This window comes from Patiriisocius marinistellae (assembly GCF_009014635.1).
GTDB classification, from domain to species: domain Bacteria; phylum Bacteroidota; class Bacteroidia; order Flavobacteriales; family Flavobacteriaceae; genus Patiriisocius; species Patiriisocius marinistellae.
Genome location: NZ_BKCF01000001.1, coordinates 578,871 through 604,949, shown reverse-complemented (window position 1 = coordinate 604,949; position 26,079 = coordinate 578,871). Strand labels below are relative to the sequence as shown.

The following is a 26,079-nucleotide window of genomic DNA, read 5'->3' as shown; positions in this document are numbered from 1 at the left end:
TGTAAGCCAAAACTTACTATGTAACACAACAATATTTGGTTAGTTGTTGCACTACAAAGATATATACCAACTTTACTTTATATACCCGTGAAAACACCTGAATTGTGCAGGGGTAATTAACCCCTTTTAAAACACGTATGTTGCAGCAACAATTAAGTTACGTCCAGCAGCAGTGATTCCAGAGGAATAAGTTCTATATCGTTGATCAGTAATATTCTCTAAAGTTGCATTTAATTGAAGGGCATCTGTTAGTTTGTACTGCGCAGCAACGTTGAGTGTTTCCCAACTTGGAGAAAATGGATCACCGTTTTCATCCTCGGCGTATATATATGCATTGTTTTGTTGACTTGGGGCTAAATCTTGGAAATCAAATTGCCCATTATAAACAACATAAGCATCCACTTTTAGTTTTCCTTTATTGTAGATAAAATGAGTGTTCCCAAATTGTGGTGCGGCATGTCTAATAGGCGCTCTGCTGCCATCATCCTCATCTGTGTAACCGTCAGTAATATTATATTGACTTGTAAGTTGTAATGCTTTTGAAAAGTTAATTTCTAGACCCGCTTCAAAACCATAAACCTCTGCTTTTCCTGAGTTTTGTATCGCTTGAACATTGCTTAATTCTCCTTGATATAAAATTTCGGTTTCACCACCTAGCTCAAAATCTCTTCGTACTAATGCATCTTCTAGCACAGTATAAAATGTTGCAACATCAAGTTTTACTACGTTCTCAAAGTTTAGGGTAGTTCCTATTTCACCAGTGTACGCATATTCTGCTTCTAGATCTGGATTAGGCACAACAACACTTCCTGGTTCACTATCAAAAACTTTACCTACGTCGTCTATGTTTGGTGCTCTAAAAGCAGTACCAAAATTCATTCTTAATCCTAAGGTTTCATTAGGGTTAAAGGACAATCCTGCACTTCCCGTAAATGCACCTGTATTAATATTTGCCTCTTCAAAAGGAAGATCATACAATGTAGGATCAAAAGTAGCATCTACAATTACTTGATTGTATCGCATTCCTCCTTGAAAAGAAAGATCATCAGTAAACTTTAAGGTTGTGCTTGCATATGCAGCAATAGATTGCCAAGTAGAGCCATCTGGATAACGAGAAACATCTCGGGTAGCTATATTTGTTGTAACATCTGTTTGTTGACCTGTTGAGCCTATTTTGTTATATACATATTCAACTCCATAATTAAATTTTGTTTCGTTCCAGTCTTTTTCAAAATCCCAAGCTACAGTATATGCACTAACTTTCTCCTCTGTTTGAAATAAAATGTTATCGCCAAAATCTCTATCATTACGGCTTTCTTTAAATTGTTGAAAAGAAATAGTAGCAACACTCTCATCAAAAAAGCTATTGTTATAAGCTGTATTTCTAGCTTGTAAATTACCCGAAAGCCATTCTTGAGGACCATAATACCACTCAGCTGAGCGTAATTCGCCATTTCTTCGTCTAATTAACCTGTCGTATCTTGGATAATCGCTAGTGGTAGTATAAAACAGTCCTAGATCAAAATTCCATTTATCAGATGGGCGGTAGCGTATTTTTTGCATTGCATTTATTTGACTGTACCCCGTAAATTTTTGTAATTCTGGATTCTCATTTTCAATGATTGTATCAATACCATTAATAGTTTCCACATAATCTGGTCTTAAATAGTCATCTGGTCCTTTGCTACCCATTTCTAAATCATCAAAATCACTATAGGTAACACTTGTTAAAAAAGCCCATTCTTTTGCTCCAATGTTAAAATCAAAGTGACCTGTTTTTTCATTGTTTGCAGTTGCATAGCGTACGGTAGCGTTTCCCGAAATTGCAAGTCCATCTTCAAATGAAAATTTCGGCTTTTTTGTGTAAAAACTCATTACTCCTCCTATTGCATCACTACCATAAGCTACAGAGCCTGGTCCTAAAATAACTTCGGTACGTTCAACTGCAAATGGATCTATAGAAATTACATTTTGTACATTTCCAGCTCTAAAAATTGCTGTGTTAAAACGTACTCCATCTACTGCAATTAATAATCTATTTGTAGAGAAACCTCTAATTAAAGGGCTTCCACCACCCAATTGGCTTTTTTGAACATATACTTGCCCACTCCTTTCTAACAAATCTGCAGCAGTTTGTGGATTTGAAAATAAAACATCTTCACTATTTACACTTACAATTTGTTGTGGGATGTCACGTTTGTTTTGACCAAATTTTGATACTGAAAGCACTACTTCATCAAGACTACTAGCATTTTGAGACATCATTACTTTATTTCCTGCTGAAATGATCTGCGATTTTTTTAATTGTAATGCTGCATGAGATATGTGCTGAAATATTAAAACTTCATTATCTCTAAATCCCGAAATATTTACAAACCCATCAAAATCAGAAACAGCACTTTTAGTTTTATCTGGATTAAAAACTGCGACCCCAGGTATGGGGTCGCTTGAGTCGTTATCTAAAATTTGAATTTCTTGAGAGAATGCTGTTGTAACTGAGATGAGCAAAATACTAAGGTAGAGTACTGTTTTTTTCATTGGTTAAATAGTTGGTTCAGCACGGCAAGCGATTTTGGTTTTTTATAACCGTGCAGATGTAGTTGATAATATTCTAATACTAAATTAAGCACGTCTAACCGTGCTTTTTTGGTCAATTTTAAAGCCAAACTATTATCAAAATTTATGCCAATAAAACGCTTAAAATTATCCACACGTTCGCTCATTTCTGAATAAATAGATATGTCCTCATTTTGAAATTGTCCTTCTGCAAGATTAAAATATGGCAACTCTATTTCAGAAGTATCTGGGTAACAACCTAAATGCTCTGTTAATTTTAGTAAAAATAGAATGTGAAAATTTGCAATAGCCTCATGGTGGTCGAGCCACTGTAAAGACGCTTCGATAAAATCAAATAAACGAGGATTCATTTCTTCCTCTTGAATTGAGTTTTTTAACATTTCGGCTAAAAAAAGAGCTAAAGAGGATTTTACAATATTAGTGTGTAATGATTGATACGTATTATAGACTTTTGCCTCTCTTATGCTTTCTAGCGTACCTTTATTTTTATGGCTTGCAACAATTTCTAATTGGGTCAATGGGAGAAAATAGGATGCTTTCAGTTTTCCTTTTCTAGATTTTAGAACGCCTCGAAGAAGATATGTTTTAAGTCCACTTTTTCTTGTAAAACAGGTTACAATTAAATCTGCTTCGGCATACTTAAGTGACGAAAACACAATTGCTCTAGTAGTTTCAATCATTACCTAACAATCATTATCTTTTTTATTTTAGTTTCTAAAGCATCTTCACTAGTAATCAAAACAAGATATACTCCTGATGCAACCTTGTACCTTCCAAAAGCCATTGTATCCCATTGAACACTTCCTCCTTCACTAGTTTGCTGATACACTAAGTTCCCTTCAATATCGGTAATTTTTACATTGGCATTTTCAGTAAGGCCATCAATAGTTACAAATCCCGCATATTGGGGTCGAACTGGATTAGGAAAGACAAAAACTTCTTCTAAGTTATCCCTAGGAGCAGTAGCGGTTCCATTATAAGCAACAAGTCCTTTTAATGTAGCAAAATAAACTACCCCCGTAAATTCATCAATGGCTATATCTTGTATATTATTTGATGGAAGTGGTGAGTTTTCATCATTGAAGCGTAACAATGTTTCTTGCCCATTTGCAGACACATAAAAAACTCCAGAGGTTGCAGTTCCTATCCATTTATTATTAGACCCGTCTACTTCAATATCAGTTATTGTTTGTTCAAAAAGCAATTCTTGACCCACACCTTCTTCATCTGCAAAAATAATAGGCTGTGATTCTACCTGTTCTCCTTCATCAAAAAAGCTTGATGCATTAAACACCACTCTTAAACCTGCACGTGTGCCTATCCACAATCTATTTTGACTATCAAAGACGAGAGATCTAACGTCATTATTAGGTAAATTACCTTGACCTACTCCTTCTGAAATTTTATTAAACTGTCCACTTGTAGGGTTGTAGCCTACGAGCCCAGTTTGTACGGCACCAAAATATATGAACCCTTCTCTACTAATTGCAACATCACTGTATGCCAATTCATCTCTACCTCCAGAAATATCACTAACGTCAGTAAGGTTAAATTGATCATTGGGGGTTTTTCTAAAAAGTGCGTCGTCTGTGAGCGATTGAACTCCCCATAAATTTCCCTCTCTGTCAAAATCTACTCCATAAATTCTAACACCAGCCATTACGGTTTGATTGTTTATAACAAAAGTAGGATTTTCTAAAGGTGTGTTTCTTTCATTAAAAAGCATGCTTGGTATTTGGTTTTTTATATTGAGCAACCCACTTCCAAAAGATGAAAAATAAACCGAGTTTAAATCATTTGGATCTATTTTAACATTAACTATATTATTCACAGAAGAAACCCCTAAGTCACTTACCAATTGATCATGCGGAATATTAAACCATGTATTATCCTTTAAATTACTAACCCCTCTTCGAACCGTTGGACTAGGATTAAATGAAACTGTTACTGCTCCAAATGAAACCCATAATTGGCCTGGAGATGCATCTATCGCAAAGGGATTATTAAATAATGGCCCATCTGGTAAAATTTGCTCTCCAGTATTAAGACCAAATGGAACTCTAAAAACACCTTGCTCCTCTGTCCCCATATAGAAGAAATCACCAAAACTATACCCAGCCTGCAACTTGTAATTTTCATTTTGTAGAGATGTGACTTCTGACCTCAATAAAAAACCTTGCTCATAAGCTCTAATGGCATTACTATTTGTAACTGTAAGCACAGCGTTATTAACCTTAAAATCTACAATGTTTGAAGTATAGCTTGCAACTTGCTCTATAGTATTACCTGCATTAAACCTAGATACTGTGTTATTTGAATTTGCGATATACACTGTTGCGCCAAATCTTTGTACTCCTATGTAATTTCCTGAAACAAGTGTTTCCCATGCCTCAAAGTCAATAATATCATCATCTGCTAAGAGTGCTCTGCGTATTCCTCCCTCAGAAGAGGATGCGTAAATATATGGCTCTTGAATAGTTGTTTGAGAAATAGGAATACGAGACCCAAAATCTCCTATAATAAATGAGTCGCCAAATTCTAACCTCTCAAGATTATATTCTGAAATACCAAAATCTGCAGAAATATAGATAATTCCTTCATATTCTGTAAAATGATTAATCGTTTTTTCATTGGGTGGTATGGACTGTTTGTCTAAAATATCAACCACCTTCAAAACGTCATTATCTTGGCGTAAATTTACAACTTCAATTAATCCATTTTGATACCCAATAAGTAAGAGGTTTCTTGCCTCACTGAAATGAATTGCTGAAATTGACTCTCCAGAAAGTCCTTGAACACTTGAAATTGTTTCTATTTCTTGTGTATCTAGATCGTAAATAAATATTGCATTTTCAGCCGCAACATATACTTTTTGGTTTCCTTGAGAAATGTCTTGTATAGAAACATAAGAAAAATAATCTGTCCAGAGCTCTTCAAAATTCTGAGCTTGTAATGATGTTACGATAATGGTAAAAAAAACCAGTAAAAAACGTTTCATGTGTATGTGTTAAACTACTATAACTATTTGCGAGTACAAATATTGCGATTTTATACGAGGTTGTATACTTGATACTACAATGTGTTTAGAAGTTATGAACTCTAAAAATGTTAATGTTACTTTAAAATATTCAATTGTCTAAAATTTCCGCGAAAGCGATATTAGTAAAAATATTATAAAAAGAAAATCGCAACAGTTACCTGTTGCGATTTTAATTTTTAATTAGACAGTATATTTATACTACACCTTGTGCCATCATAGCCTCAGCAACTTTTACGAAACCTGCTACATTTGCTCCTTTTACATAATCAACATAACCGTCACCATCCTTACCGTATTGCACACAAGCTGCATGAATGTCATTCATAATTGTGTGTAGTTTTTCATCAACCTCTTGCGCTGGCCAACTTAAACGCAATGAGTTTTGAGACATCTCCAACCCTGAGGTTGCAACACCTCCAGCATTTGATGCTTTTCCTGGAGCAAATAAAATTTTTGCTTTGGTAAATACCTCAATTGCATCTGGTGTAGAAGGCATGTTTGCTCCCTCACTCACACACATACATCCATTTTTTACAAGTGTTTTTGCTTCGCTTGCATCAAGCTCGTTTTGAGTAGCACATGGTAATGCAATATCACATTTTTCACCCCAAGGGCGTTTTCCTTCGTGGTACTTTGCAGAAGGGTATTTTTTTGCATACTCACTTATACGACCACGCTTTTCATTTTTAAGCTCCATTACAAATGCAAGCTTATCTGTGTTTAAACCTTCTGAATCATAAATATATCCTCCAGAATCTGAAACTGTAACTACCTTACCGCCAAACTCCATTGCTTTTTCTGCAGCGTATTGTGCTACGTTTCCTGAACCTGAAATTACAACAGTCTTTCCTTTAAAGCTTTCGCCTCTTGTTTCAAGCATGTTTTTTGCGAAGTAAACATTACCATAACCTGTAGCTTCTGGTCTAATTAATGAACCTCCAAATGAACGTCCTTTTCCAGTAAGCACTCCTGTAAATTCATTACGTAATCTCTTGTATTGACCAAACATATATCCTATCTCACGACCACCAACGCCTATATCTCCTGCTGGAACATCTGTATCTGGACCAATATGGCGAGAAAGCTCAGTCATAAAACTTTGACAAAAACGCATTACTTCGGCATCACTTTTTCCCTTTGGGTCAAAGTTACTACCTCCTTTTCCACCACCCATGGGTAGTGTTGTCAAACTATTTTTGAAAACTTGTTCAAACCCTAAGAATTTAAGGATACTCAAATTTACAGACGGATGAAATCGAAGCCCCCCTTTATATGGTCCAATAGCAGAATTAAATTCAACGCGGTATCCTTTATTTACATGAATTTCTCCATCATCATCAGTCCAAGGTACTCTAAACAAAATGGTGCGCTCTGGCTCAACCATTCTTTCTAAAAGTTTTTTACCCTGGTATTTTTCGTTTGCTTCGATAAATGGGATTACCGTCTCGGCAACTTCTGTTACTGCCTGTAAAAATTCAGGTTCGTTAGGGTTAGATTTTTCAACAGTCGCAATAAAATCCTTAATGCTTTGCTTCATAGTATGTTTTTTTTGTCTTTAAGACTTATAAATTGATAAAACTGGAACTCCTTTTTTGATTTCTTCGGAAATTTCCAGCGTTTAAAATTTCAGCATAACAACGAAAAAATTAGTGTATAATAATTAAGTCCTTAATATAAAGGCTTTAAGGAATTAAAAATATTTCAGTGAAAACTAATTCGTTATAACACTACAAATATAATATTTATGTAATTATTAATACGAATAAATTTTAGTCTTACCCTAAAAGTCATCGATAAATTTCGCCGTTCATAGTATTTTTATATATTTGTTACGTCTCAAACTAAACCTAAACTACTAATGAATACCAGAATTTTGCTATTGGTATTGATCCTTTTTGCTTTCTGCAAACAGGAAGTTCATAGCCAAGCCGGTTTCTCTCATGAAATAGGTGTTATCACTGGTCCTGTTGCATTCTACTCAGATTATGGAATTCGTGGAAATAATGAAACCAATACAGGAAACGTAGGTTTTGGTTTTGGTATCATCCATTATCTTAATTTTTCTTATCGCGCAGATTGTAATTGTTATACACGTGATAAATTTTTCAACGACCACTTTAAAGTTCGTAACGAACTAGATTATCACAAAACAAATTTACAACATTATGGTCCTTTAGTGGCTGATGATGAAACAAGTGTGTTTTCAGATCAATTACGTGCTGTAACTGCTAGTACAAGAGTTATAGAAATAGGATCACAGTTAGAATACTTTCCATTAAGTATACGTGATTTTGCTTCAATGCAATACCGTTTAGCGCCTTTTATTTCTTTTGGAGTTCACTATGTTAATTTTGATCCTGAAGCTGAGTCATCTTTGGCTCCTGGTGGAGATATTAATAGTCCGGTTGCAACTGGAGATAAATATAGAAATGCCTACCAACAAGAAGGAGGATCGACATGGAGTGTGGTAGGAAGTATAGGTGTACGATATAAATTAAATGACTATGCAGATATTATGTTAGACAGTCGCTGGACGTATTATTTTAGTGATTGGGTGGATGGCCTAAACCCTGGTCTTGAGCAAAATGGAATATTACCCGTACCAGAAAACAAAGCTAATGATTGGATTTACTGGTTAAACATAGGGTATATTCATTACCTAGATTAATTTCTAAATATTTAAATAATGTACAAAGCCGCTATCTACATAGGTATCGGCTTTTTTGTTTTCAAAGTGGCAATAAATTTTATCCTATAGCCTGCTTAAGGTCACTTATCAAATCATCAATATCTTCAACACCCACACTCAATCTAATTAACGCATCGACAACTCCTGTTTTTTCACGTTCTTCTTTGGGGATGCTTGCATGTGTCATGCTTGCTGGATGTCCTGCAAGACTTTCTACTCCTCCTAAACTTTCGGCTAGCGTAAATACTTTAAAATTTTCTACAATTTTAATAGCATCATCGTAGTTATTTCCTTTAGTTACAAAACTTATCATTCCGCCAAAGTCACTCATTTGAGATTTTGCAACTTTATAATTGGGGTGATCCTCAAAACCTGGCCAATATACTTTCTCTATTTTAGGATGATTTTTCAAATAGTGTGCAACGGCTTTACCATTTTCGCAGTGCCGTTGTACTCTTAAATGTAATGTTTTTATACCTCGTAAAACTAAAAAACAATCCTGCGGTCCAGATATTGCACCACTTGCGTTTTGAATAAAATAAAGCTTATCAGCAAGTTCTTTGTCCTTTACCACAAGTGCTCCCATTACAACATCACTGTGACCACCCAGATATTTTGTAGCGCTATGCATTACTATATCTGCTCCAAGATCCATTGGGTTTTGTAAATAAGGTGTTGCAAAAGTATTATCAACAACTAATAATAAATTGTGCTTTTGCGCAATCGCAGCACTTGCTTTAATATCAATGATGTTCATCATTGGGTTTGTGGGTGTCTCAACCCATATCATTTTTGTATTATCATTTATAAAATTTGCTATGTTTGATGCATCACTCATATTTACAAAATGAAATTTGATACCAAAACCTTCAAAAATATTTGTGAAAAGACGATAACTCCCACCATATAAATCGTTTGTAGAAATTACCTCATCACCTGGCTTTAATAATTTCAAAACTGCATCAATTGCAGCAAGACCACTACCAAAGGCCATTCCATAATTTCCATTTTCTATACTTGCCAATGAACGTTCAAGAGCTGCGCGTGTAGGGTTTCCACTTCTAGAATATTGAAACCCTTTATGTCCTCCTGGAGTAGTCTGCGAATAGGTGCTTGTTTGATAAATAGGCGGCATTACAGACCCAAATGCTGGGTCTACATTATGCTGTCCTCCATGTATAGTTTTTGTGTTAAATTTCATATTCAAAGTTCGCTTAGTCTAGTTCCTTTTATAATTATTATTATCAAATACTCTTATTTTAACAGTATTTATTATTGGATTGAAATCATAATTAAAAATATCTATTTAATAGTTTTGATTAAAAATACAGGTTTCTCTGTGCATAAAAAAAACTGTCGTATTTTTGTTTTATGATTAACAAAATTGCCTCCCTTTTTTTACTTTTTTTATTAATTATAAGTTGTAATGACACTCCTCTTGTGGCTTCTGAAATTTCTTTCACTCATAAAGATTTAGCCTCATGTAACACTGTTGAATGTCCCGAAATTTTTGTCAATTATCCAAAATTTTCTGGTGAAGTAGAAGTGACAAAAGCTATTAATGCTTCAGTTGAGCAGTTTATAATCGAATCACTTTATCTTGATGATCCAGAGCAAAAGCCTACGGCTAAAAATATACAAGAAGCTGCACAGCAATTTATTGATATGTACAGGATGCACAACGCAGAGTTTCCAGATTTAGCTATCGATTATTACTCAGAGATTGAAATCGAAGAAAGTTTCCGAAGTGAAGAAATTATTTCTATAGAGTTATATCAAGAAAAATATACTGGTGGTGCACATGGATATCGTTCTCTTTCCTACGGAAATTTTAGCATTAAAACAGGACAAAAAATTCCAGCAAATAAACTGTTTAAAGATTTAAATATTTTTACCAAATTTGCCGAAACTTATTTTAGAAGTCAGCATAATATTCAAGAGAATAAAGAAATAAACTCTACTGGCTTTTGGTTTGATGATAATAAATTTTACCTGCCCGAAAGTATAGGTTTTAATAAAAAAAGTTTTGTGTTACATTACAACCAGTATGAAATTGCATCATATGCTGAGGGACCTATTGAAGTGGAAATTCCATTAAAAGATGTAGCGCAATATCTCAACGTTTCTTTAAAAAAATAATTTTTTAAATTCCTAGTGCACGCTTTAATGCGAGTACGTATCCTAGGTGAATACCTTCATGAAAATTATTGAATTCAATAGCATCTTTAGCTGAGCTTAATGTTGTTTTTGTTGTCACTGTATATTCTTTATAATTAGTAAACAAGCCGCTATTCCAGTCTTCCTCTGTCTTTTTTACTAATGCATGAAGTTGATTTTTACATAAATCAACATCCTCTTTAGTAACATCTCTTTCTGGCTTTGTGCCTTTTTTATAATCTTGAACATCTTCGTTCGAAACTTTTAGCGGCAAGCCACTCAATCCATAAACAAGTGCTTGTTGCGTAACTACGGTATGTTTAATATTCCAAAAAATATTATTGTTAAAACCTTCGGGCACTTTGTTTAAAAGCTCTAAAGGAATTGTATTTAAAAAGTGATAAAATAGGTCTCTATTTTTAATAGTAATGTCAAATGCATGATTCATAACTGTGACTTTTGCAATTAATTAACGCTCTTTTGTTTAAGAAGCTACTAATTTGCATGTATAAAAATTAATTGTTTTAAAAGTAATAACATTAAAATAGGAACGCAATGAGAAAAGTATATTTTTTAAGCACTTGTGATACTTGTAAAAGGATTATGGAAGAGCTAGAATTACCATCAGCTTTTATTAAACAAGATATTAAAACACAACCTTTAACTGAGGAAAATGTAGAAGAAATGTTTAACATAACTGGTAATTATGAATCTCTTTTTAGTAAAAGAGCACGCCTTTATAAAGAGCGAAATTTGAAAGACACAATGCTAACCGAAGAAGATTATAGAAATCTCATTCTTGAACATTATACTTTTTTAAAACGACCTGTTATTATTGACAATGACAAAATATTTATAGGCAATTCTAAAAAAACTGTGGAAGCTGCAAAAGAAGCAATAAAAGGTGCTAAATAAGTACTTCGGAAATTTTAAAACAATTAAAATTTCCGAAGAGAAACAATTTTCTATTCTAATCAATAAAATTAAACTAACGTAAAACCAAAACGATGCAACTTAAAAAAATTGAGAATACCAATATTTATGAATTCAAATCATCTGAAAAATTAAACGAAGAAGATGCCGAGAGATTAAATAAGGCTTTTAAAGAATTTGAAGAAAACGGAGAGAAAATAAACCTACTTGGTACGATTGAAAAATTACCCATGCCTCAGGACTTTCCAGCATTTGATGAGTTATTTAAATTGAAAAAGAATTCTATTAATGTTATTGAAAAATATGCAATTGTTTGTGATAAAAAATGGCTAAATAATTTTATGTCAATAGGAAATTTTTTCACTCCTGGAATTCCTATGAAATCATTTGACACAAATAGCAGAGATGAAGCGATTGCTTGGTTAAAACAAAAGGAAGTTAAAACCTATAAAGTTGATGACTACTTTTCAAATATTGATATTAAAGAGATTAATAAAAAAACCTACGAGGTAAATTTAACTCATGATAAAATAAATCATGCAGCAATGACTGCACTTTATAATTTAATGAATGACAAAAAACATGATGATAAACTCAATTTAATTGCTGTTTTTAAATCATTCCCAACTTTTGAAGATCTTAAAACTATCATTCAAGGAATAAAAATAGATATTAAAGCTATTGGCATTGTAGAAAAATATGCTGTGGTGTCTGATGCTAAATGGATTGAATCATTCACAAAGTTAGGAGATTTTTTAGTTCCTGGATTAGACATGAAATTTTTCTCCATAGATGAGATAGATGCTGCCAGAAAATGGGCAACTAAATCTTAATGCTTATTTATTCTATATTCTCTTACCGGTTAATATTTCAAACTATATAAACCGTTAACTTTGCGATTTTTTTATGAATCCAAGAATTCTCGCATTAATAGCTGCATTTTCAGCAAGTTTTATTTACGGTATTAATCACACTATAGCTAAGGGATTAATGCCAACGGTTATTCAACCCTTTGGTTTTATACTGTTGCGTGTAAGTGGCGCGGCGATTGTTTTTTGGGTAATCAGTTTTTTTTACAAAAGTGAAAAAATTGACAAAAAAGATTGGCTACGTATTATTGCTTGTGCGTTTTTTGGGATGGTTTTAAACATGACTATGTTCTTTAAAGGATTAAGTTTATCTACACCTATAAATAGTAGTGTTGTAATTACTATTGCGCCCGTTTTACTTTTAATTCTTTCTGCATTATTTTTAAAAGAGCGAATTACTTGGCGTAAAGGAGTAGGTATAGGATTAGGACTCGCCGGTGCTTTAATGTTAATTCTCTTTGGTTTAAAAACACAAGAGAACGCACCAAATATTCCTTTAGGAAATATGCTCTTTTTAGTGAACGCGGCCTCTTATTCTGTCTATCTTATAATAGTTAAACCACTTGCAGCAAAGTACAGTAGTATTACTCTAATGAAATTTTTATTCCTTTTTGCTTTCATTATCAATATTCCAATTGGTTTTCAAGAATTTAGTCAAGTTGATTGGTTAGGATTGAGTTTTGACTCCATTTGGAAGTTAATTTTTGTTGTTATAGGCACAACAGTTTTGACCTACTTATTTAATATATATGCCCTAAAACAATTAAGTCCTGCCGTTATAGGTGTTTTTATATATTTACAACCGTTAATTGCAGCAATTTTTGCAGTGATAACTGGTGCTGACCAAATAACAACATTAAGAATTTTTGCTGCGTCAATTATTTTCTTAGGTGTATACCTAGCAACTCGAAAAAAGAAGATGCCAGCTTAACTTTTTGATAATAAATAAGTTATAAAGAAATAAGTGTTTTCTTTTGTATCTTTCTTTTCTAACTAAAAAACATCCTAATTATGAAAACACAAGAAATAGCAAATAATTTAGTGCAATGGTGCAATGAAGGCGAAGAGCAAAAATGTTATGAGCAATTATATAGTCCAGATATTGTAAGTATAGAAATGGAAGGTAGCGAACACCAAGTGTCAAAAGGTATGGATGCCATCGCAAAAAAAGGTGAATGGTGGCAAGAAAATTTTGAGGTACATAGTGCCAAAACGAGCGAACCTACCATTGCAGATAATTGGTTTAGTGTGCGTCACACTATGGATATAACTCACAAGCCTAGCGGTCAAAGAAGCACTATGGAAGAGCTTGGGGTTTATGAAGTAAAAGATGGCAAAATTATCAAAGAGCAATTTTTCTATAATACAGAAGAATAATCTTTCCTTTAGGAACAATAAAGGGATTAGCTTATTAAACTAATCCCTTTATTGTTAAACTAAGTCTTGAGGCACTTGCCCATGCCGTCTTGTATGCTCTTTCGTAATAGTATAAAAATCATCAGTCTTTTCAAGTTTGTTTAGGTTATTGAAAAGTTCCTTAGGCAATGCTCTTAACTTACGACTTGATAAATCAATCCATCCTCCCATCATCTCACAACGTGCTATATTTTTTCCTTTATGATCATAAAAGTTATGCTGAAATGAAAAATAGGTTCCATCTTCACTAATTCCTTTTAATTGTAAACTTACCCTTATAGGTTTACCAGGAAATACTTCTTTAAAATAAAACATATGTTCATAAAAAACCACAGGACCTATATCATGCGATACCATTTTAGCTTGTCCAAAACCATTTTCTAGCATAAAACTAAGTCGTGTGTGACTCATATAATTAATATAAGCACTATTCGCCAAATGACGATTAGCATCTATATCATTCCATCTAACTTCAAAATCTTTTAAGTACATAATGTGTGTGTTTTTGCAGGTTTATATTTTAAGCAACATCTCTTTTAATAAAATCAATCACTGTATTATAAACATCCTCTCTTTTTAAATCATGCTTTAGACCAGTGGTAATATATGTTTTAATTTCGGGATGATTTTTTAATGCGCTTTTAATAGGAGCATAAGGAGTAATATTATCCTCTTCGTCATGAACTAATAATAGTGGTTGTTTAACTGTGTCAAGAAAATTTTTCAACTTAATATCATTGTTTGGTATTTTTAAAATTGTATTAATTTTCGCACTAAGAGCAGCTTCAGTTTTATTTGATAAACCGAGCATGTTTTTAAAATAAACAAAAATTGCATCCATCCCAGAGGCTGCTCCCATAACAACATATTTTTGAACATTAATTTCTGGATTTAGACTATACATATAACTTATAGCAGTATTACTCAGAGAATGACCTATAATTGCATCTGCTCCATTCATTCTATCTAATGAATAAACGATAGATTGCCTAAAAACTTCAATATTTAAAGTTTTTCCTTTGGCCATGCCGTGACCTGGCGCATCTAAAGCATACATTGTAAATTTTGACATATCTAATTTCTCAAAATATGGTAACCATCGCTGGCTATTACTTTCCCATCCATGCAAAAATAGTAGTTTTATAGGCCCATTTCCCCAGTGGTGTAACACCGCAGATTGCCCATTAACTTCAAAATAGTGTTGTTCTCCTTTTGCTAAAAATTCTTTACCTTTTTCTGAAATTGGAGCCCGTCTAACTTTTATTAATAAATTAAAAGCTACATCTGCTGCTTTTTTAGGTGCTACAATGGCTAAAAAATTAATCCAAGCTCCTATAGATTTTATAATTATATTCTTCATATAAATTAGATACCAATTGGTATCAAGAATTTTAAATTTTTTTAAATAGAGATATCTTGCATCAATTGGCGCAAATGTTTGATGGTTTTTAAAATAGCATCTGGTGTACGTTCTAATTTGCTCATCATTATACCACCTTCAAGTGTAGCTATGATTATTGTGCTATAAAATGGCACATCTATATGTGGTTTCACTTGATTATTTTGAATACCGTTGGTAATAATTTTTTCAACAGACGATTTTAATTGAGCTAACATATTAAAAGTTTGTTGACGTAAAGCTGTATTCGTGTCATCACTTTCTACAGCAGCATTTAACAAAGGACATCCCCCTTTATACAAGGGCTTATGCATATAAGTTTCAAAAAACTCAAACATTGCCTCCATCTTAATTTCAAATGAATCTGCCTCTCGAATTGATGTTCCAAGTTCATCAAACATAAGCTTACCAAGACTTCTAAAGGCATGTTGTTCTAAGTCACTTTTACTTTCAAAATGTCTATAAATAGCACCTTTAGTTAAGCCAGTAGCCTTAGTAATATCACTTATTGAAGTCAACTTATACCCCTGGATATTAAAGAGGTTTGCACTTTCTCTAATAATTCTATTTCTTGTGGCTTCGGCATTTCGCATGCACAAAGATACCGATTGGTATCTTAATAAAGCCGTTTTAAAAAATATTTAACAATTTTTCTCCAAGCTTAATTATTAAGCTATTTCAAATGTATGTTTACATACTATTTAATTAAAGAATAAAATTTAACAATTACATCCCATCCTTCCTATAAATAAAAGAAGCTTATCACTACATATGTTTATAGGAAGGTTTAGAGAGATTATAATCTTCTACTTAGAAAATAGGTGTAGAATAAAAAGTAGGTGTATACTTATTTAACAATAAGCTTTCTAACAATACTAGCCGTGTCACTATTAAAATGAACAAAATATACTCCTGATGGTACATTAAAATTAATATCTTTTGTTGTTGTAGAAACCTCTTGATTTAACACTAATCTTCCTTGAAGACTAAATATAGATACATTGTTAAACGCTGGTGTATTAGAAAAATTAATTTTGTTTTGTGCCGGGTTTGGATAAAAAACAAATGTTTCTAATATTGGATTAGTTATGTTTAAAATATCACAATTTACTGGATCGAAAATCACTTCTCCTAAAGATGCATCATCAACTTGATGAAAAATAACAGACTCCGCGAGGCTTAAGTCATTCGTTACTCCTTCCACCCAGCAATTATTTTTAGCCTGTATAGTATTACTAGTGTTGTTATAAAGTGCAAATACTTCACCGCCATTAGCGTTTTCTGAAAATACATTTCCGCCTAATGAAGTAGTAGAATCATCTCCCAAATTTATAGAGGCTTCCCCTATAACCGTGATTCCCCATAAGTTTCTTCTAAATTCATTACCCGTTGCAATAACATTCATTCCAGGTGATGAGGCGTTTAAAGATATTCCGCTTCCCCCCAACAATGGGTCTCCTTGAGTATTATTATCTTCTATAACATTATTTCTAACTACAGCGACAGCATTGTTTCCTAAAATTGTAATTCCATAGCGGTTATTACGAATAATATTATCATCTATTTCGGCATTAATTGAACCTCCTGTAAAATTTGCCACGGCAATTCCTCCTACCATGTCTAAAGATACATCACCAACAATGGTGTTTTGAGAAATCACTAATGGCGCATCAGTTCTCGTAGTACCTAAATTAATTTGAGGTCTATTTGAGTTTGATTGGTTATTTCCTTCTAAATAATTGTTGAAAATATAAGCCGAAACATCTGAATTTGCTGCGGAACCTATTGCTGCAAATTGATTAAATGTAATCGTATTATTTGTAATTTGAGGCAAACCTCTAGACAATTGAATTACCGCACTGCTAGTAGCTCCTCCAGCATTATTCGTTAATGCGCAATTGTCAATTGAAAAACTTTCAGTCAAAACGCGCAATCCACCGCTATATTCGATTGAAGTATTTTGAATATTTATTAAGGATGATTCCTCAAAACGAAACCCTTCAAAAAGCACATCATCAATCCCAAAAATAGCGACTTCATCTGCTGAAATATTAAAACCTCCAAAAACAGTTATCAATAAACCGTCTTCAACACCTAAATCAAGGTTTGAATCAATAATGACAGTATCGTTTTCTGCTATAATTAAGTTTTCTAATAATGTATAATCCGTCCCAGAAAAAGTAATAGTTGAAGGGCTTGCTGCAGCAATATCATTTAATGTCAACGTAACACCTGTATTAGGAGTTGTATATGTTTGAGCGATTATTTGAAGTCCAAAAAAGACAGAGGTGCAAATAACAAGTGCAAATTTATTCATAGTTTTTTATTATAAGTTTAGTGATACAAAAATAAAGCTTATAGTCTCTGTAGAAAAGAAATCAATAAAAAATAGAAAACGATAACAATAATAGTGGGTATCAATCCATATAGTTTGTAATTTTATTTTTTTAATAAAAAAACTATCAAATTGCCAGTCATCAAATCACCTTATAAAGCAAAGGCTCTTTTTAAAAATGGCCATTTTGCAACTATATATTCGGCAAAATTACGCCCGTTTCCTTTTCTTGAACAAAAACGCCAACGTCTTGAATTAAAAGATGGGGACTTTATAGATATTGATTGGTCTTTAGCTAAAGTTTCCGAAGAAAAAACCACAAAACTTGCAATTTTACTACACGGCCTTGAGGGCAATGCACAACGTACGTATATAAAGGGACAAGGAAAAATTCTCGTTGAAAATGGATGGGATGTTGCCGCAATGAACCACCGTGGTTGTAGTGGTGAGGAAAACAGATTGTACTTATCATACAATAGCGGTCGCACGGAGGATCTCGATGAACTTATACAGCATATACTTGCAAATCATAAATATGATGAAATAGCACTCATAGGATTTAGCCTAGGTGGTAATGTGATTTTAAAATATTTAGGCGAACGAGAAGATGCTCCAAAAGAAATTAAAAGTGCCGTTGGTGTATCGGTGCCATTATATTTGCGTGGTGCCCTCGAGCAACTAATTAAACCAGAAAATGTAGTTTATAGCCAAACCTTTATCAATGACCTTCGTAAAAAATACAAACGGAAAATGCCATATTTCCCAGATGCTATGAATGCTGAAGAGTTAAAACAAATTAAAAACCTCCTAGAATTTGACAATAGGTATACAGCAAAAGCTCATGGATTTAAAGATGCTTATGACTATTATGAAAAATCTAGTGCATTACAATATTTACCAAATATTAAAATCCCCATTCTCATTTTAAACGCTGAAAATGATAGCTTCCTCTCGTCTGAATGTTACCCTTTTGAGATTGCTAAAAGGCATAAAAATATTTACCTTGAAGTGCCTAACACAGGTGGCCACGTAGGTTTTCATCAATCGAATAAAGTGTACTATTCAGAAAAAAGAGCCTTCAGTTTTATCACAAAACATGAATAGTTTAACTTTATTCCAAGAGTTTTTAATGGCAGTAGGCTACTGTTTAATAATGCTTGGCATAGGGTGTTTTTTGCTGAAATTTCCGCCGAAAAAAATAAATTATTTGTATGGATATCGTACTATCGATCAATGAAAAGCCAAAAGGCCTGGGTCGCTGCTAATAAATTTGCAGCACGCGCTTTGGTTAAAATTTCATTGTGGAGTTTATTACTTCCAGTGTTTTCATATTCATTTTTACCGAAATATGTCATCTTTATAACAATTGCAGGAAATACCATTTTACTACTTGCAACATACCCAATGACAGAACGTTTTATCAAAAAGCACTTTGATAATAATGGAAAACCCTTTAGTAATTAGCGATTCTGAATCCTTAATTCTGAAATTTGAATTAGTTACATTTGCACTCTTATAATGCAAGACTATGATTCAATCAATGACGGGTTACGGTAAGGCCGTAATTCAATTACCTTCAAAAAAAATTAGTGTTGAGATTAAATCTCTTAATAGCAAAGGATTAGACTTGAGTTCTCGAGTGCCTTCTGCATATCGTGAAAAAGAACTGGATATGCGAAAAATGGTAGCGAACTCATTAACTAGAGGAAAAGTTGATTTTAGTTTATATGTTGAAAGTACTGGTGAAGAAACTTCTACTCAGCTTAACGAAACTGTTGTAAAACAATATATGTCACAATTAGAAAAAGTTGTAGATGGTGACAAAACCGAATTACTTAAAATGGCAATGCGCATGCCAGACGCATTAAAAACAGAAAGAGAAGAAGTAGATGAGTCTGAGTTTGCTGAAATTTTAAAAGCAGTAAAGGAAGCATTAATTCAAATAAACGCTTACCGTAGTGATGAAGGTGAAGTTTTAAAAAATGATTTTTTAGAGCGTGTTGACACTATTGAAAATCGGCTTAATAAAGTTTTAGAGATAGACTCACAGCGTATTGATAATGTAAAGGAGCGTTTGCGCGGTGCTGTTTCAGATCTGAAAGAAAAAGTTGACGAAAACCGTTTTGAGCAAGAGCTTATTTATTATCTAGAAAAGTATGACATTACTGAAGAAAAAGTGCGCTTGCAAAATCACCTCAACTATTTTAGAGAGGCTATTAATAGTGATGATAGTAATGGTAAAAAACTAGGATTTATTACTCAAGAAATAGGTCGTGAAATTAACACTATTGGGAGTAAATCAAATTTTGCACCTATGCAACAATTAGTTGTACAGATGAAAGATGAGTTAGAGAAAATTAAAGAGCAAGCATTAAATGTTTTATAATGAATAAAGGAGGCAAGTTAATTGTTTTTTCTGCACCATCTGGCAGTGGAAAAACAACCATCGTAAAACATTTATTAAGGAACGATGATTTAAATCTAGAGTTTTCGGTTTCAGCAACATCGAGAGAACCTCGTGGTGAAGAAAAACATGGGAAAGACTATTATTTTTTAAGCTTAAAAGACTTTAAGCAACATATGAAAAATGATGACTTTCTAGAATGGGAAGAGGTATATCGTGATAACTTTTATGGCACTTTAAATAGCGAAATTGAACGCATCTGGGCAATGGGTAAAAATGTAATTTTTGATATTGATGTCGTAGGAGGATTACGCATAAAGAGAAAATTTCCAGAACGCACACTTGCAGTATTTGTAAAACCACCCAGTGTAGAAGAACTAAAAATAAGACTTAAAAAGCGTAAAACCGAAAGCGAGGAAAAAATAAATATGCGCATTGCAAAAGCAAGTGTTGAAATGGCAACAGCGCCTCGTTTTGATCACATCATTCTCAATGACACGCTAGAACATGCTCTAGAAGAGGCAGAAAGGTTAGTGAAAGAACATATTTCAAAACCTATTTTTGATGATGTGAAGGTTAAAAAAGAGACATTCTCAAACGAAGAAGAATGAAGACTTCAAAAAAAATAGGGCTTTATTTTGGAACATTTAATCCCATTCACATTGGCCATTTAACTATTGCTAATTATATGACAGAGTATAGTGATCTTGACGAAGTATGGATGGTCGTTACTCCTCACAATCCCCATAAAAAGAAAAGCTCTCTTCTTGATAATAATCATCGCATTGCCATGGTGGACATCGCAATTGAAGAATATCCAAAGTTAAAATCAAGCAAAGTTGAATTTGATCTTCCACAACCCAATTATACAGTGAATACTTTAGCTGTATTAGAAGAAAAATATCCCGAGCAAAACTTTTGTTTAATTATGGGAGAAGATAATTTGAAGAGCTTGCATAAATGGAAAAATTATGAGGTTATTTTAGACCGTTATTCCATTTATGTATATCCGCGCATTTCTAGTGGGGCTATTGAAACACAATTTCACAACCACCCTAAGATTATTAAAGTACCTGCACCCATAATGGAGCTTTCATCTACATTTATTCGCAAAGCCATTAAGGATAAAAAAAATATAAAACCTATGCTGCCGGAAAATGTATGGGAGTATCTTGACGAGATGAATTTTTATAGGTAATTTACCGTATGAAATTTAATAAGCTAAAAACCTATAACTTCTTTTTTTCGCTAATTATATTTTTAGTTTCAATTACCATATCTTCTGGACAACAAAACATTGATATTTCCCCAGCGAGGTTAGGGCCTAATGCACTCCCCATTCCAGAATTAAGAATGGGAGGGGTTAATAATCATATTCTTTTAAGAACAGCTTATGAAAGCCAAACGTCTGAAGGTGATAAAACTCACAACGCATACTTACAACTTGATGTTCCTATTATTAAAGATAGAGTAGGTTTTAGAATGTTTGTTGTACCCTATGAACGTTTTAAACTATCCCAAGAAGTCAAAGAAGAACGTAATATCAAAGAAGATGGATTAAAGGGTACTGCTGGAGGAGATATTTATATAGAGACACAAATACAGATACTCAAGGACAAAGTATACTTGCCAGATGTACTATTAAATATTGGTATTAAAACTGCATCTGGAACTAATCTAGAATTTGCTAGATACACAGATTCTCCGGGCTATCTTTTTGATTTGTCCCTTGGAAAAACAATTTTGAAAAAGAACAAATCATTAATTAAGCTATATGCCCAAACCGGACTCTTCGTTTTTCAAACAAACCGAACAACTGTTTACAGACAAAATGATGCTTTTTCTTATGGAGTAGGAATGCAATACCAAGTAAACAAATGGATTTTTAACAATGAGCTTGCAGGCTATCGAGGTTATATAAATAATGGCGATCGTTATAATGCATTTAGAACTACAATTCGCACAAACTTTAATGGACTAATAAATTTTGAAGGTCGTTTTCAACAAGGAATAGCATATAATGATTATACCAGTTTTAGAATAGGTTTAATCTTTAACCTCGATGACATTAAAAATTGGTTTATAAAAAATGCAGGAGAATAGACTATAAAAAAACACCGCCCCAATTACTCAGTTGAGTAATTGAGGCGGCTACTAACCAACCAAAAATCGTTGTATTTTATAAGGTGCTAATTTTCACCATTTGCTTCTCTATTTGCTCTTTAGATAAACGCAGCTTTCCTCTTTCTTCTCCTTTTTCAAAACCATCTTGATTCTTAAACTGTATGTATCCTCTTCCTGTAAACTCATAAGTCGTGCGACTATTTGGATGGTACAAAGAAATAGTTCTGTCATCGATAACGCTCATTTCAAAATATTCATTGCCTAAGAAATCATAATCTAATGTTAAGAATTTCAAGTAACGATTATTGTTAACATCATCCACATTATATATGCCCGTATAGTCATAATAAATGTTATTTGGGTTTGTACCATTATTATCTTGGCTACTTTGAAAATTTCCGTCACCACCGCCTGGTAAGAAAGCTACAAAGTTTTCATTGTCAAACTCATTAATTGCTCCTTGTTGGCTTGTAAATGTCTTTTCCCACGTTACATATTCTTGCACAAAATAATGTATGTTATCATAGAACAATGCGTTGTAGTCAAAAGTGTCTCTTTGAGCGCCTATAAGTGTAAAATACACACCTGTAGTTCTATTGTAAAGTTCTAACTTATTATATGCTAATTGCGTTACCTCAAAGCGATTAAATCCATCAAGATCGTGCGTAATATTTAAATCAAAGCCACTAGTATGGTAATAACCTACATCAATTCCTAACCCATATCCTTGGTCTCCAATGCCCACTAAATTATTATTCGCGTAAAGTGTGCCATTTTCAAACGATAATGTAAACGCAATTTGCATAAATGGAATTTCTCCATTACTATTACTTTTATTTACATCCACATACCACAATTCATAGTCTGATAATAAATGAGCTAAAGTTACTTGAGGTACAGGGTCAACTATTGTATCTTCTACAATCACGGTTTCGGTATAACAAGAGGTAAAAAACAGGGCTACCATACTCATCATTAAAAATAGTTTTGTCGTTTTCATAACTTAGCCTTTTAAAGTTATTGATTTCTAAATTCCATAAAGCGTGCCAAAGTTTTAAACCTCTTATTTACAACAAGATATGTAACTTATTTGCTTCGGAAATTTTAATAATGGCTAACATTTCCGAAGAAAAAAATGTTTTATAACTTCGGAAATATTATTTATTTAGAAGACACAACCACTGTTTAATCATTAAATTCATTTGAAATCTTTTCCCTATTTTTACTTTTAGGTTATTAAAATAATCTAAGCTAAATCTCACCGCATTTGCGGGCTATTATATATGAAAGAAACACCAAAATTTGCCGTCCTTGGTGGCGGAAGCTGGGCTACTGCAATTGTTAAAATGCTCTGTGAAAATCTTGATACTGTGGGTTGGTACATGCGCAGTGTGTATGCTATTGAGCACTTAAAAAAGGAGGAACATAACCCTAATTATCTAAGCTCTGTAGAGTTTAAACCTTCTCAATTAATGCTCAGCAATGATATTAATGAAATAGTACGCTATGCAGATGTTTTAATATTTGTAATCCCATCTGCTTTTCTATATACCGAGTTAAAAAATTTAACTGAGCCTCTAAAAGGCAAGACAGTGTTTTCAGCTATTAAAGGGATTGTCCCAGAAACTAGTCTCATTGTTGGTGACCATTTTTTCACACATTATGATGTGCCTTTTAATGATATAGGGGTAATTTCTGGCCCTTGCCACGCAGAAGAGGTTGCCTTAGAGCGACTTTCATACTTGACAATTGCCTGTGCGGATAATGAAAAAGCAATGTTAGTTGGCAATAATTTAAGCTGCGACTATATAAAATGTACAACTAGTGATGATGTAATGGGGACTGAATATGCTGCTATGCTTAAAAATATTTATGCTATTGCAGCTGGTATTGCACATGGATTGGGCTATGGTGATAACTTTCAAAGTGTATTAATGAGCAATGCCATTAGAGAGATGAAACGTTACGTAAAAAAAGTGCATAAAATGAAAAGGGATATTAATGACTCTGCTTACTTGGGCGATTTATTAGTGACGGGATATTCTGTTTTTAGCCGTAATAGAATGTTTGGAAATATGATAGGCAAAGGTTATACTGTTAAGAGTGCACAAATGGAAATGAGCATGGTTGCAGAAGGCTATTATGCAACAAAAAGCGCATATAAACTCAACCAGGACAAAGGTAAAAAGAAAGCAAAAACACCAATAATTAATGCTATTTATGAAATCCTTTACGAGGATAAGAATCCTAAAAAAGTGATGGCGAAGTTAACAGAGAAGTTGAACTAAGACTCTTTTGCCATTAGTTGTTTTAAATAATAACTTGGATAAATTTTATATTTTTTATAGAAGGCTTTTGAAAATGACTCTCCGCTTTTAAAACCGCTTTCTTGAGCGATTGCTTTAATTGTATATTTTCTAAATTTTGGGTTGTCATTTAATTCTTCCATTGCATATTCTACACGCAAATCGTTTAAATATTGAGAAAAATTCTTGTCTTTTTTTAAGTTAATTACTTTAGAGAGGTAGGTAGAGTTTGTGCCAAACGATTTTGCAACTTTATTTAATGTAAGGCTTGATGATGTAAAGTTTTTCTTGGTTTCAAAGGTTTTAAGATGCATCAAAATATCCTCAATAGTTTCGGCAGAAATTTCTTGCTTTGATGATGTTGTAGCTCTAATAGTTTTCTTTTTTTCATTAACTACAATTAATTTTTGAAATCTCTTTTTATAAACCCATTGTCTATTAAAATAATAACCCATTAATAACAAGCTAACTATTAATAACCCAATTACTAAAAGAGTTTTATTAGCCGAACTTTTATTCTCATTCTCTAACAAATCTATCATATCTTCCTTATCCTCTACTAATTGTGGAATAATATATTCTTCATTGGTTCGGCTTTTTATTTTTGCCTGTCTAGTATTTATTTGTTTTGTAACGTTATTAAGTTTGTAGAGGTAATCTAATTGTTTTTCTTTATTTCCCTGTTTTTCAGAATGAGAAATTAGTAGTGTATAAACCTTGGGTAATTCTGGAAATAACTTATTATTTTCTTCATATAGCTTATCTATTTTCTCTAGCGCTCTAACGCCATAGTCATCTGCACTTTGTCCAAAGTAAATTTGTGCCAACTCATAATGATAATTATAAATATAATTGCTATCAAAGTACTCTCTATAACTATCTCCTTTTAGCAAACTATCTTTAGCAGAGCGCATTCGTTGCTGTAAAATAAGTGGTCCCGCAGTTTTTGAAACAAAGTCATAGTACATAATGCTATCCCCAACAGCAAGTGATTTTTTAATCCCTAATTGATAGTAATGTAATGCCTCTTCAGGTTCAAATAGTTTTGAATAGCTTGACCCTATTCCTTTTAAAGTATTTAAGTAGTTTGAGTTTGAAACTTCTGTAATTGGCAACTGTTCAGATAATTTTAAGGCCAAGAAATCTGTATCAAGACTTTTTTGAAAATTTCCCCAAAGCCTATTAATCCCAGATATAATATTTAGAGCCGCAATTTTTTGCTCAGTGTTACCTTTCTTTTTGGCAGATTGATATCCTAAAATCCCATTTTTTAAACTCGCATCATAATCTTGATTAATGTACTGAAAGTAAGACTTATATAAATACCCTATTGCAGGAAAATCTATATGATCACTATTAATAGCATAATGGGTAACACTATCTAAATATTGAAGCGCCTTGGGAATCTCAGAAACTCGTGCCATTTGCTCATACCCAATTGCAATTTGAGTAAAATCATTTTTCTTTTTTGAGCGTTCGATTGTTACACGTGCAATTTGAATTGCAGTAATTGTATCTTTTGCTTTTATGTCAAAAAGAAGTCCTAAATAGTCATCACTTTTAGATGCCAAATATGCATCACTATATTCTTGCGCATAGATAAATGTGCAGCTAATAGACAAAAGAATGGTGTAGAACAGTCTCAAATAATGGTAGGTTAGTTGTTAAAATATATTAAATAGTTTGACTTGCTATTTCATACATTATAAAGGTAGCCATTCTTTACCACCTCAAAAGATGAGAAAACCATATTCTAGGAATAAAACATAGTACATATCTGTTTTTCAGTTACTTATAACTAAAAAAACAACGCGGTATTTATAAATGAAC

The 26,079-nt window shown here is 33.0% G+C and carries 25 protein-coding genes; 13 read left to right on the top strand and 12 right to left on the bottom strand.

Annotated features, from left to right (window positions below; all coding sequences use genetic code 11):
• Nucleotides 1-126: 126 nt before the first annotated feature.
• The 4 genes from GB234_RS02715 to gdhA form a co-directional block, all read right to left on the bottom strand.
• A complete protein-coding gene (locus GB234_RS02715; protein WP_151892980.1) occupies nucleotides 127-2,538 on the bottom strand; it encodes a TonB-dependent receptor in 2,412 nt (803 codons plus the stop codon).
• Nucleotides 2,535-3,257: a DNA repair protein RecO gene (recO, locus tag GB234_RS02710; protein WP_151892979.1), complete on the bottom strand. Its 723-nt coding sequence runs from the start codon at nucleotides 3,255-3,257 to the stop codon at nucleotides 2,535-2,537. The genes GB234_RS02715 and recO overlap by 4 nt, the downstream gene beginning before the upstream one ends.
• Nucleotides 3,257-5,575: a type IX secretion system anionic LPS delivery protein PorZ gene (porZ, locus tag GB234_RS02705; protein ID WP_151892978.1), complete on the bottom strand. Its 2,319-nt coding sequence runs from the start codon at nucleotides 5,573-5,575 to the stop codon at nucleotides 3,257-3,259. Before porZ ends, recO begins: the two co-directional genes overlap by 1 nt.
• A 235-nt stretch (nucleotides 5,576-5,810) precedes the next feature.
• The gene (gdhA, locus tag GB234_RS02700) at nucleotides 5,811-7,154 is read right to left on the bottom strand and encodes an NADP-specific glutamate dehydrogenase (protein ID WP_151892977.1); all 1,344 of its coding nucleotides are present in this window, start codon (nucleotides 7,152-7,154) and stop codon (nucleotides 5,811-5,813) included.
• A 321-nt stretch (nucleotides 7,155-7,475) separates the two neighbouring features.
• Between gdhA and GB234_RS02695 the strand changes: the two genes are divergently transcribed.
• Nucleotides 7,476-8,285: a THC0290_0291 family protein gene (locus GB234_RS02695; RefSeq protein ID WP_151892976.1), complete on the top strand. Its 810-nt coding sequence runs from the start codon at nucleotides 7,476-7,478 to the stop codon at nucleotides 8,283-8,285.
• Between the two features lie 79 nt (nucleotides 8,286-8,364).
• Here GB234_RS02695 and GB234_RS02690 read toward each other — a convergent pair whose 3' ends face one another.
• Nucleotides 8,365-9,507, bottom strand: coding sequence for a cystathionine gamma-synthase (locus tag GB234_RS02690; RefSeq protein WP_151892975.1), 1,143 nt, complete (start codon nucleotides 9,505-9,507; stop codon nucleotides 8,365-8,367).
• 170 nt (nucleotides 9,508-9,677) lie between these two features.
• Here GB234_RS02690 and GB234_RS02685 point away from each other — a divergent pair, with 170 nt between their 5' ends.
• On the top strand, nucleotides 9,678-10,445 hold the full coding sequence (locus tag GB234_RS02685; protein ID WP_151892974.1) for a DUF3298 and DUF4163 domain-containing protein: 768 nt from the start codon (nucleotides 9,678-9,680) through the stop codon (nucleotides 10,443-10,445).
• Between the two features lie 4 nt (nucleotides 10,446-10,449).
• Here the strand turns inward: GB234_RS02685 and GB234_RS02680 are convergent, their stop codons facing one another.
• Nucleotides 10,450-10,911: a DinB family protein gene (locus GB234_RS02680; RefSeq protein ID WP_151892973.1), complete on the bottom strand. Its 462-nt coding sequence runs from the start codon at nucleotides 10,909-10,911 to the stop codon at nucleotides 10,450-10,452.
• A gap of 107 nt (nucleotides 10,912-11,018) precedes the next feature.
• Here GB234_RS02680 and GB234_RS02675 point away from each other — a divergent pair, with 107 nt between their 5' ends.
• The 4 genes from GB234_RS02675 to GB234_RS02660 all read left to right on the top strand — a co-directional run bounded on the left by GB234_RS02675 (nucleotide 11,019) and on the right by GB234_RS02660 (nucleotide 13,642).
• Entirely contained in the window at nucleotides 11,019-11,378 is a 360-nt protein-coding gene (locus GB234_RS02675) for an arsenate reductase family protein (RefSeq protein ID WP_151892972.1), read from the top strand.
• 92 nt (nucleotides 11,379-11,470) lie between these two features.
• Nucleotides 11,471-12,229, top strand: coding sequence for a SpoIIAA family protein (locus tag GB234_RS02670; protein ID WP_151892971.1), 759 nt, complete (start codon nucleotides 11,471-11,473; stop codon nucleotides 12,227-12,229).
• A gap of 73 nt (nucleotides 12,230-12,302) precedes the next feature.
• Nucleotides 12,303-13,196, top strand: a complete 894-nt coding sequence (locus GB234_RS02665) for a DMT family transporter (protein WP_151892970.1) — start codon at nucleotides 12,303-12,305, stop codon at nucleotides 13,194-13,196.
• A gap of 80 nt (nucleotides 13,197-13,276) precedes the next feature.
• Nucleotides 13,277-13,642: a nuclear transport factor 2 family protein gene (locus GB234_RS02660; protein WP_151892969.1), complete on the top strand. Its 366-nt coding sequence runs from the start codon at nucleotides 13,277-13,279 to the stop codon at nucleotides 13,640-13,642.
• Between the two features lie 54 nt (nucleotides 13,643-13,696).
• Here the strand turns inward: GB234_RS02660 and GB234_RS02655 are convergent, their stop codons facing one another.
• From GB234_RS02655 to GB234_RS02640, 4 genes are all read right to left on the bottom strand, one after another.
• Nucleotides 13,697-14,173, bottom strand: coding sequence for an acyl-CoA thioesterase (locus tag GB234_RS02655; RefSeq protein ID WP_151892968.1), 477 nt, complete (start codon nucleotides 14,171-14,173; stop codon nucleotides 13,697-13,699).
• 28 nt (nucleotides 14,174-14,201) lie between these two features.
• Nucleotides 14,202-15,041, bottom strand: coding sequence for an alpha/beta fold hydrolase (locus tag GB234_RS02650; protein WP_151892967.1), 840 nt, complete (start codon nucleotides 15,039-15,041; stop codon nucleotides 14,202-14,204).
• Between the two features lie 41 nt (nucleotides 15,042-15,082).
• Nucleotides 15,083-15,673 (bottom strand): TetR/AcrR family transcriptional regulator, encoded by a 591-nt coding sequence (locus tag GB234_RS02645; RefSeq protein WP_151892966.1) that lies wholly within the window; start codon nucleotides 15,671-15,673, stop codon nucleotides 15,083-15,085.
• Between the two features lie 254 nt (nucleotides 15,674-15,927).
• Nucleotides 15,928-17,397, bottom strand: a complete 1,470-nt coding sequence (locus GB234_RS02640; RefSeq protein ID WP_151892965.1) for a T9SS type A sorting domain-containing protein — start codon at nucleotides 17,395-17,397, stop codon at nucleotides 15,928-15,930.
• A 150-nt stretch (nucleotides 17,398-17,547) separates the two neighbouring features.
• Between GB234_RS02640 and GB234_RS02635 the strand changes: the two genes are divergently transcribed.
• The 6 genes from GB234_RS02635 (at nucleotide 17,548) to GB234_RS02610 (ending at nucleotide 21,922) form a co-directional block, all read left to right on the top strand.
• Nucleotides 17,548-18,519 (top strand): YheT family hydrolase, encoded by a 972-nt coding sequence (locus GB234_RS02635; protein ID WP_151892964.1) that lies wholly within the window; start codon nucleotides 17,548-17,550, stop codon nucleotides 18,517-18,519.
• Between the two features lie 129 nt (nucleotides 18,520-18,648).
• Complete coding sequence (locus GB234_RS02630) at nucleotides 18,649-18,879, top strand: SdpI family protein (protein ID WP_151892963.1); 231 nt, start codon at nucleotides 18,649-18,651, stop codon at nucleotides 18,877-18,879.
• Nucleotides 18,880-18,943: 64 nt separating this feature from the next.
• A complete protein-coding gene (locus tag GB234_RS02625) occupies nucleotides 18,944-19,801 on the top strand; it encodes a YicC/YloC family endoribonuclease (protein WP_151892962.1) in 858 nt (285 codons plus the stop codon).
• The gene (gmk, locus tag GB234_RS02620; protein ID WP_151892961.1) at nucleotides 19,801-20,430 is read left to right on the top strand and encodes a guanylate kinase; all 630 of its coding nucleotides are present in this window, start codon (nucleotides 19,801-19,803) and stop codon (nucleotides 20,428-20,430) included. The genes GB234_RS02625 and gmk overlap by 1 nt, the downstream gene beginning before the upstream one ends.
• A complete protein-coding gene (nadD, locus tag GB234_RS02615) occupies nucleotides 20,427-21,017 on the top strand; it encodes a nicotinate (nicotinamide) nucleotide adenylyltransferase (protein ID WP_151892960.1) in 591 nt (196 codons plus the stop codon). The genes gmk and nadD overlap by 4 nt, the downstream gene beginning before the upstream one ends.
• Nucleotides 21,018-21,025: 8 nt before the next feature.
• The gene (locus GB234_RS02610; RefSeq protein WP_151892959.1) at nucleotides 21,026-21,922 is read left to right on the top strand and encodes a hypothetical protein; all 897 of its coding nucleotides are present in this window, start codon (nucleotides 21,026-21,028) and stop codon (nucleotides 21,920-21,922) included.
• 76 nt (nucleotides 21,923-21,998) lie between these two features.
• Here GB234_RS02610 and GB234_RS02605 read toward each other — a convergent pair whose 3' ends face one another.
• Complete coding sequence (locus tag GB234_RS02605; protein WP_151892958.1) at nucleotides 21,999-22,943, bottom strand: nicotinic acid mononucleotide adenyltransferase; 945 nt, start codon at nucleotides 22,941-22,943, stop codon at nucleotides 21,999-22,001.
• Between the two features lie 283 nt (nucleotides 22,944-23,226).
• Between GB234_RS02605 and GB234_RS02600 the strand changes: the two genes are divergently transcribed.
• Nucleotides 23,227-24,231: an NAD(P)H-dependent glycerol-3-phosphate dehydrogenase gene (locus GB234_RS02600; protein WP_151892957.1), complete on the top strand. Its 1,005-nt coding sequence runs from the start codon at nucleotides 23,227-23,229 to the stop codon at nucleotides 24,229-24,231.
• Here the strand turns inward: GB234_RS02600 and GB234_RS02595 are convergent.
• Nucleotides 24,228-25,871: a helix-turn-helix domain-containing protein gene (locus GB234_RS02595; RefSeq protein ID WP_172966832.1), complete on the bottom strand. Its 1,644-nt coding sequence runs from the start codon at nucleotides 25,869-25,871 to the stop codon at nucleotides 24,228-24,230. The two genes, GB234_RS02600 and GB234_RS02595, sit on opposite strands and share 4 nt — an antisense overlap.
• Nucleotides 25,872-26,079: the final 208 nt, after the last annotated feature.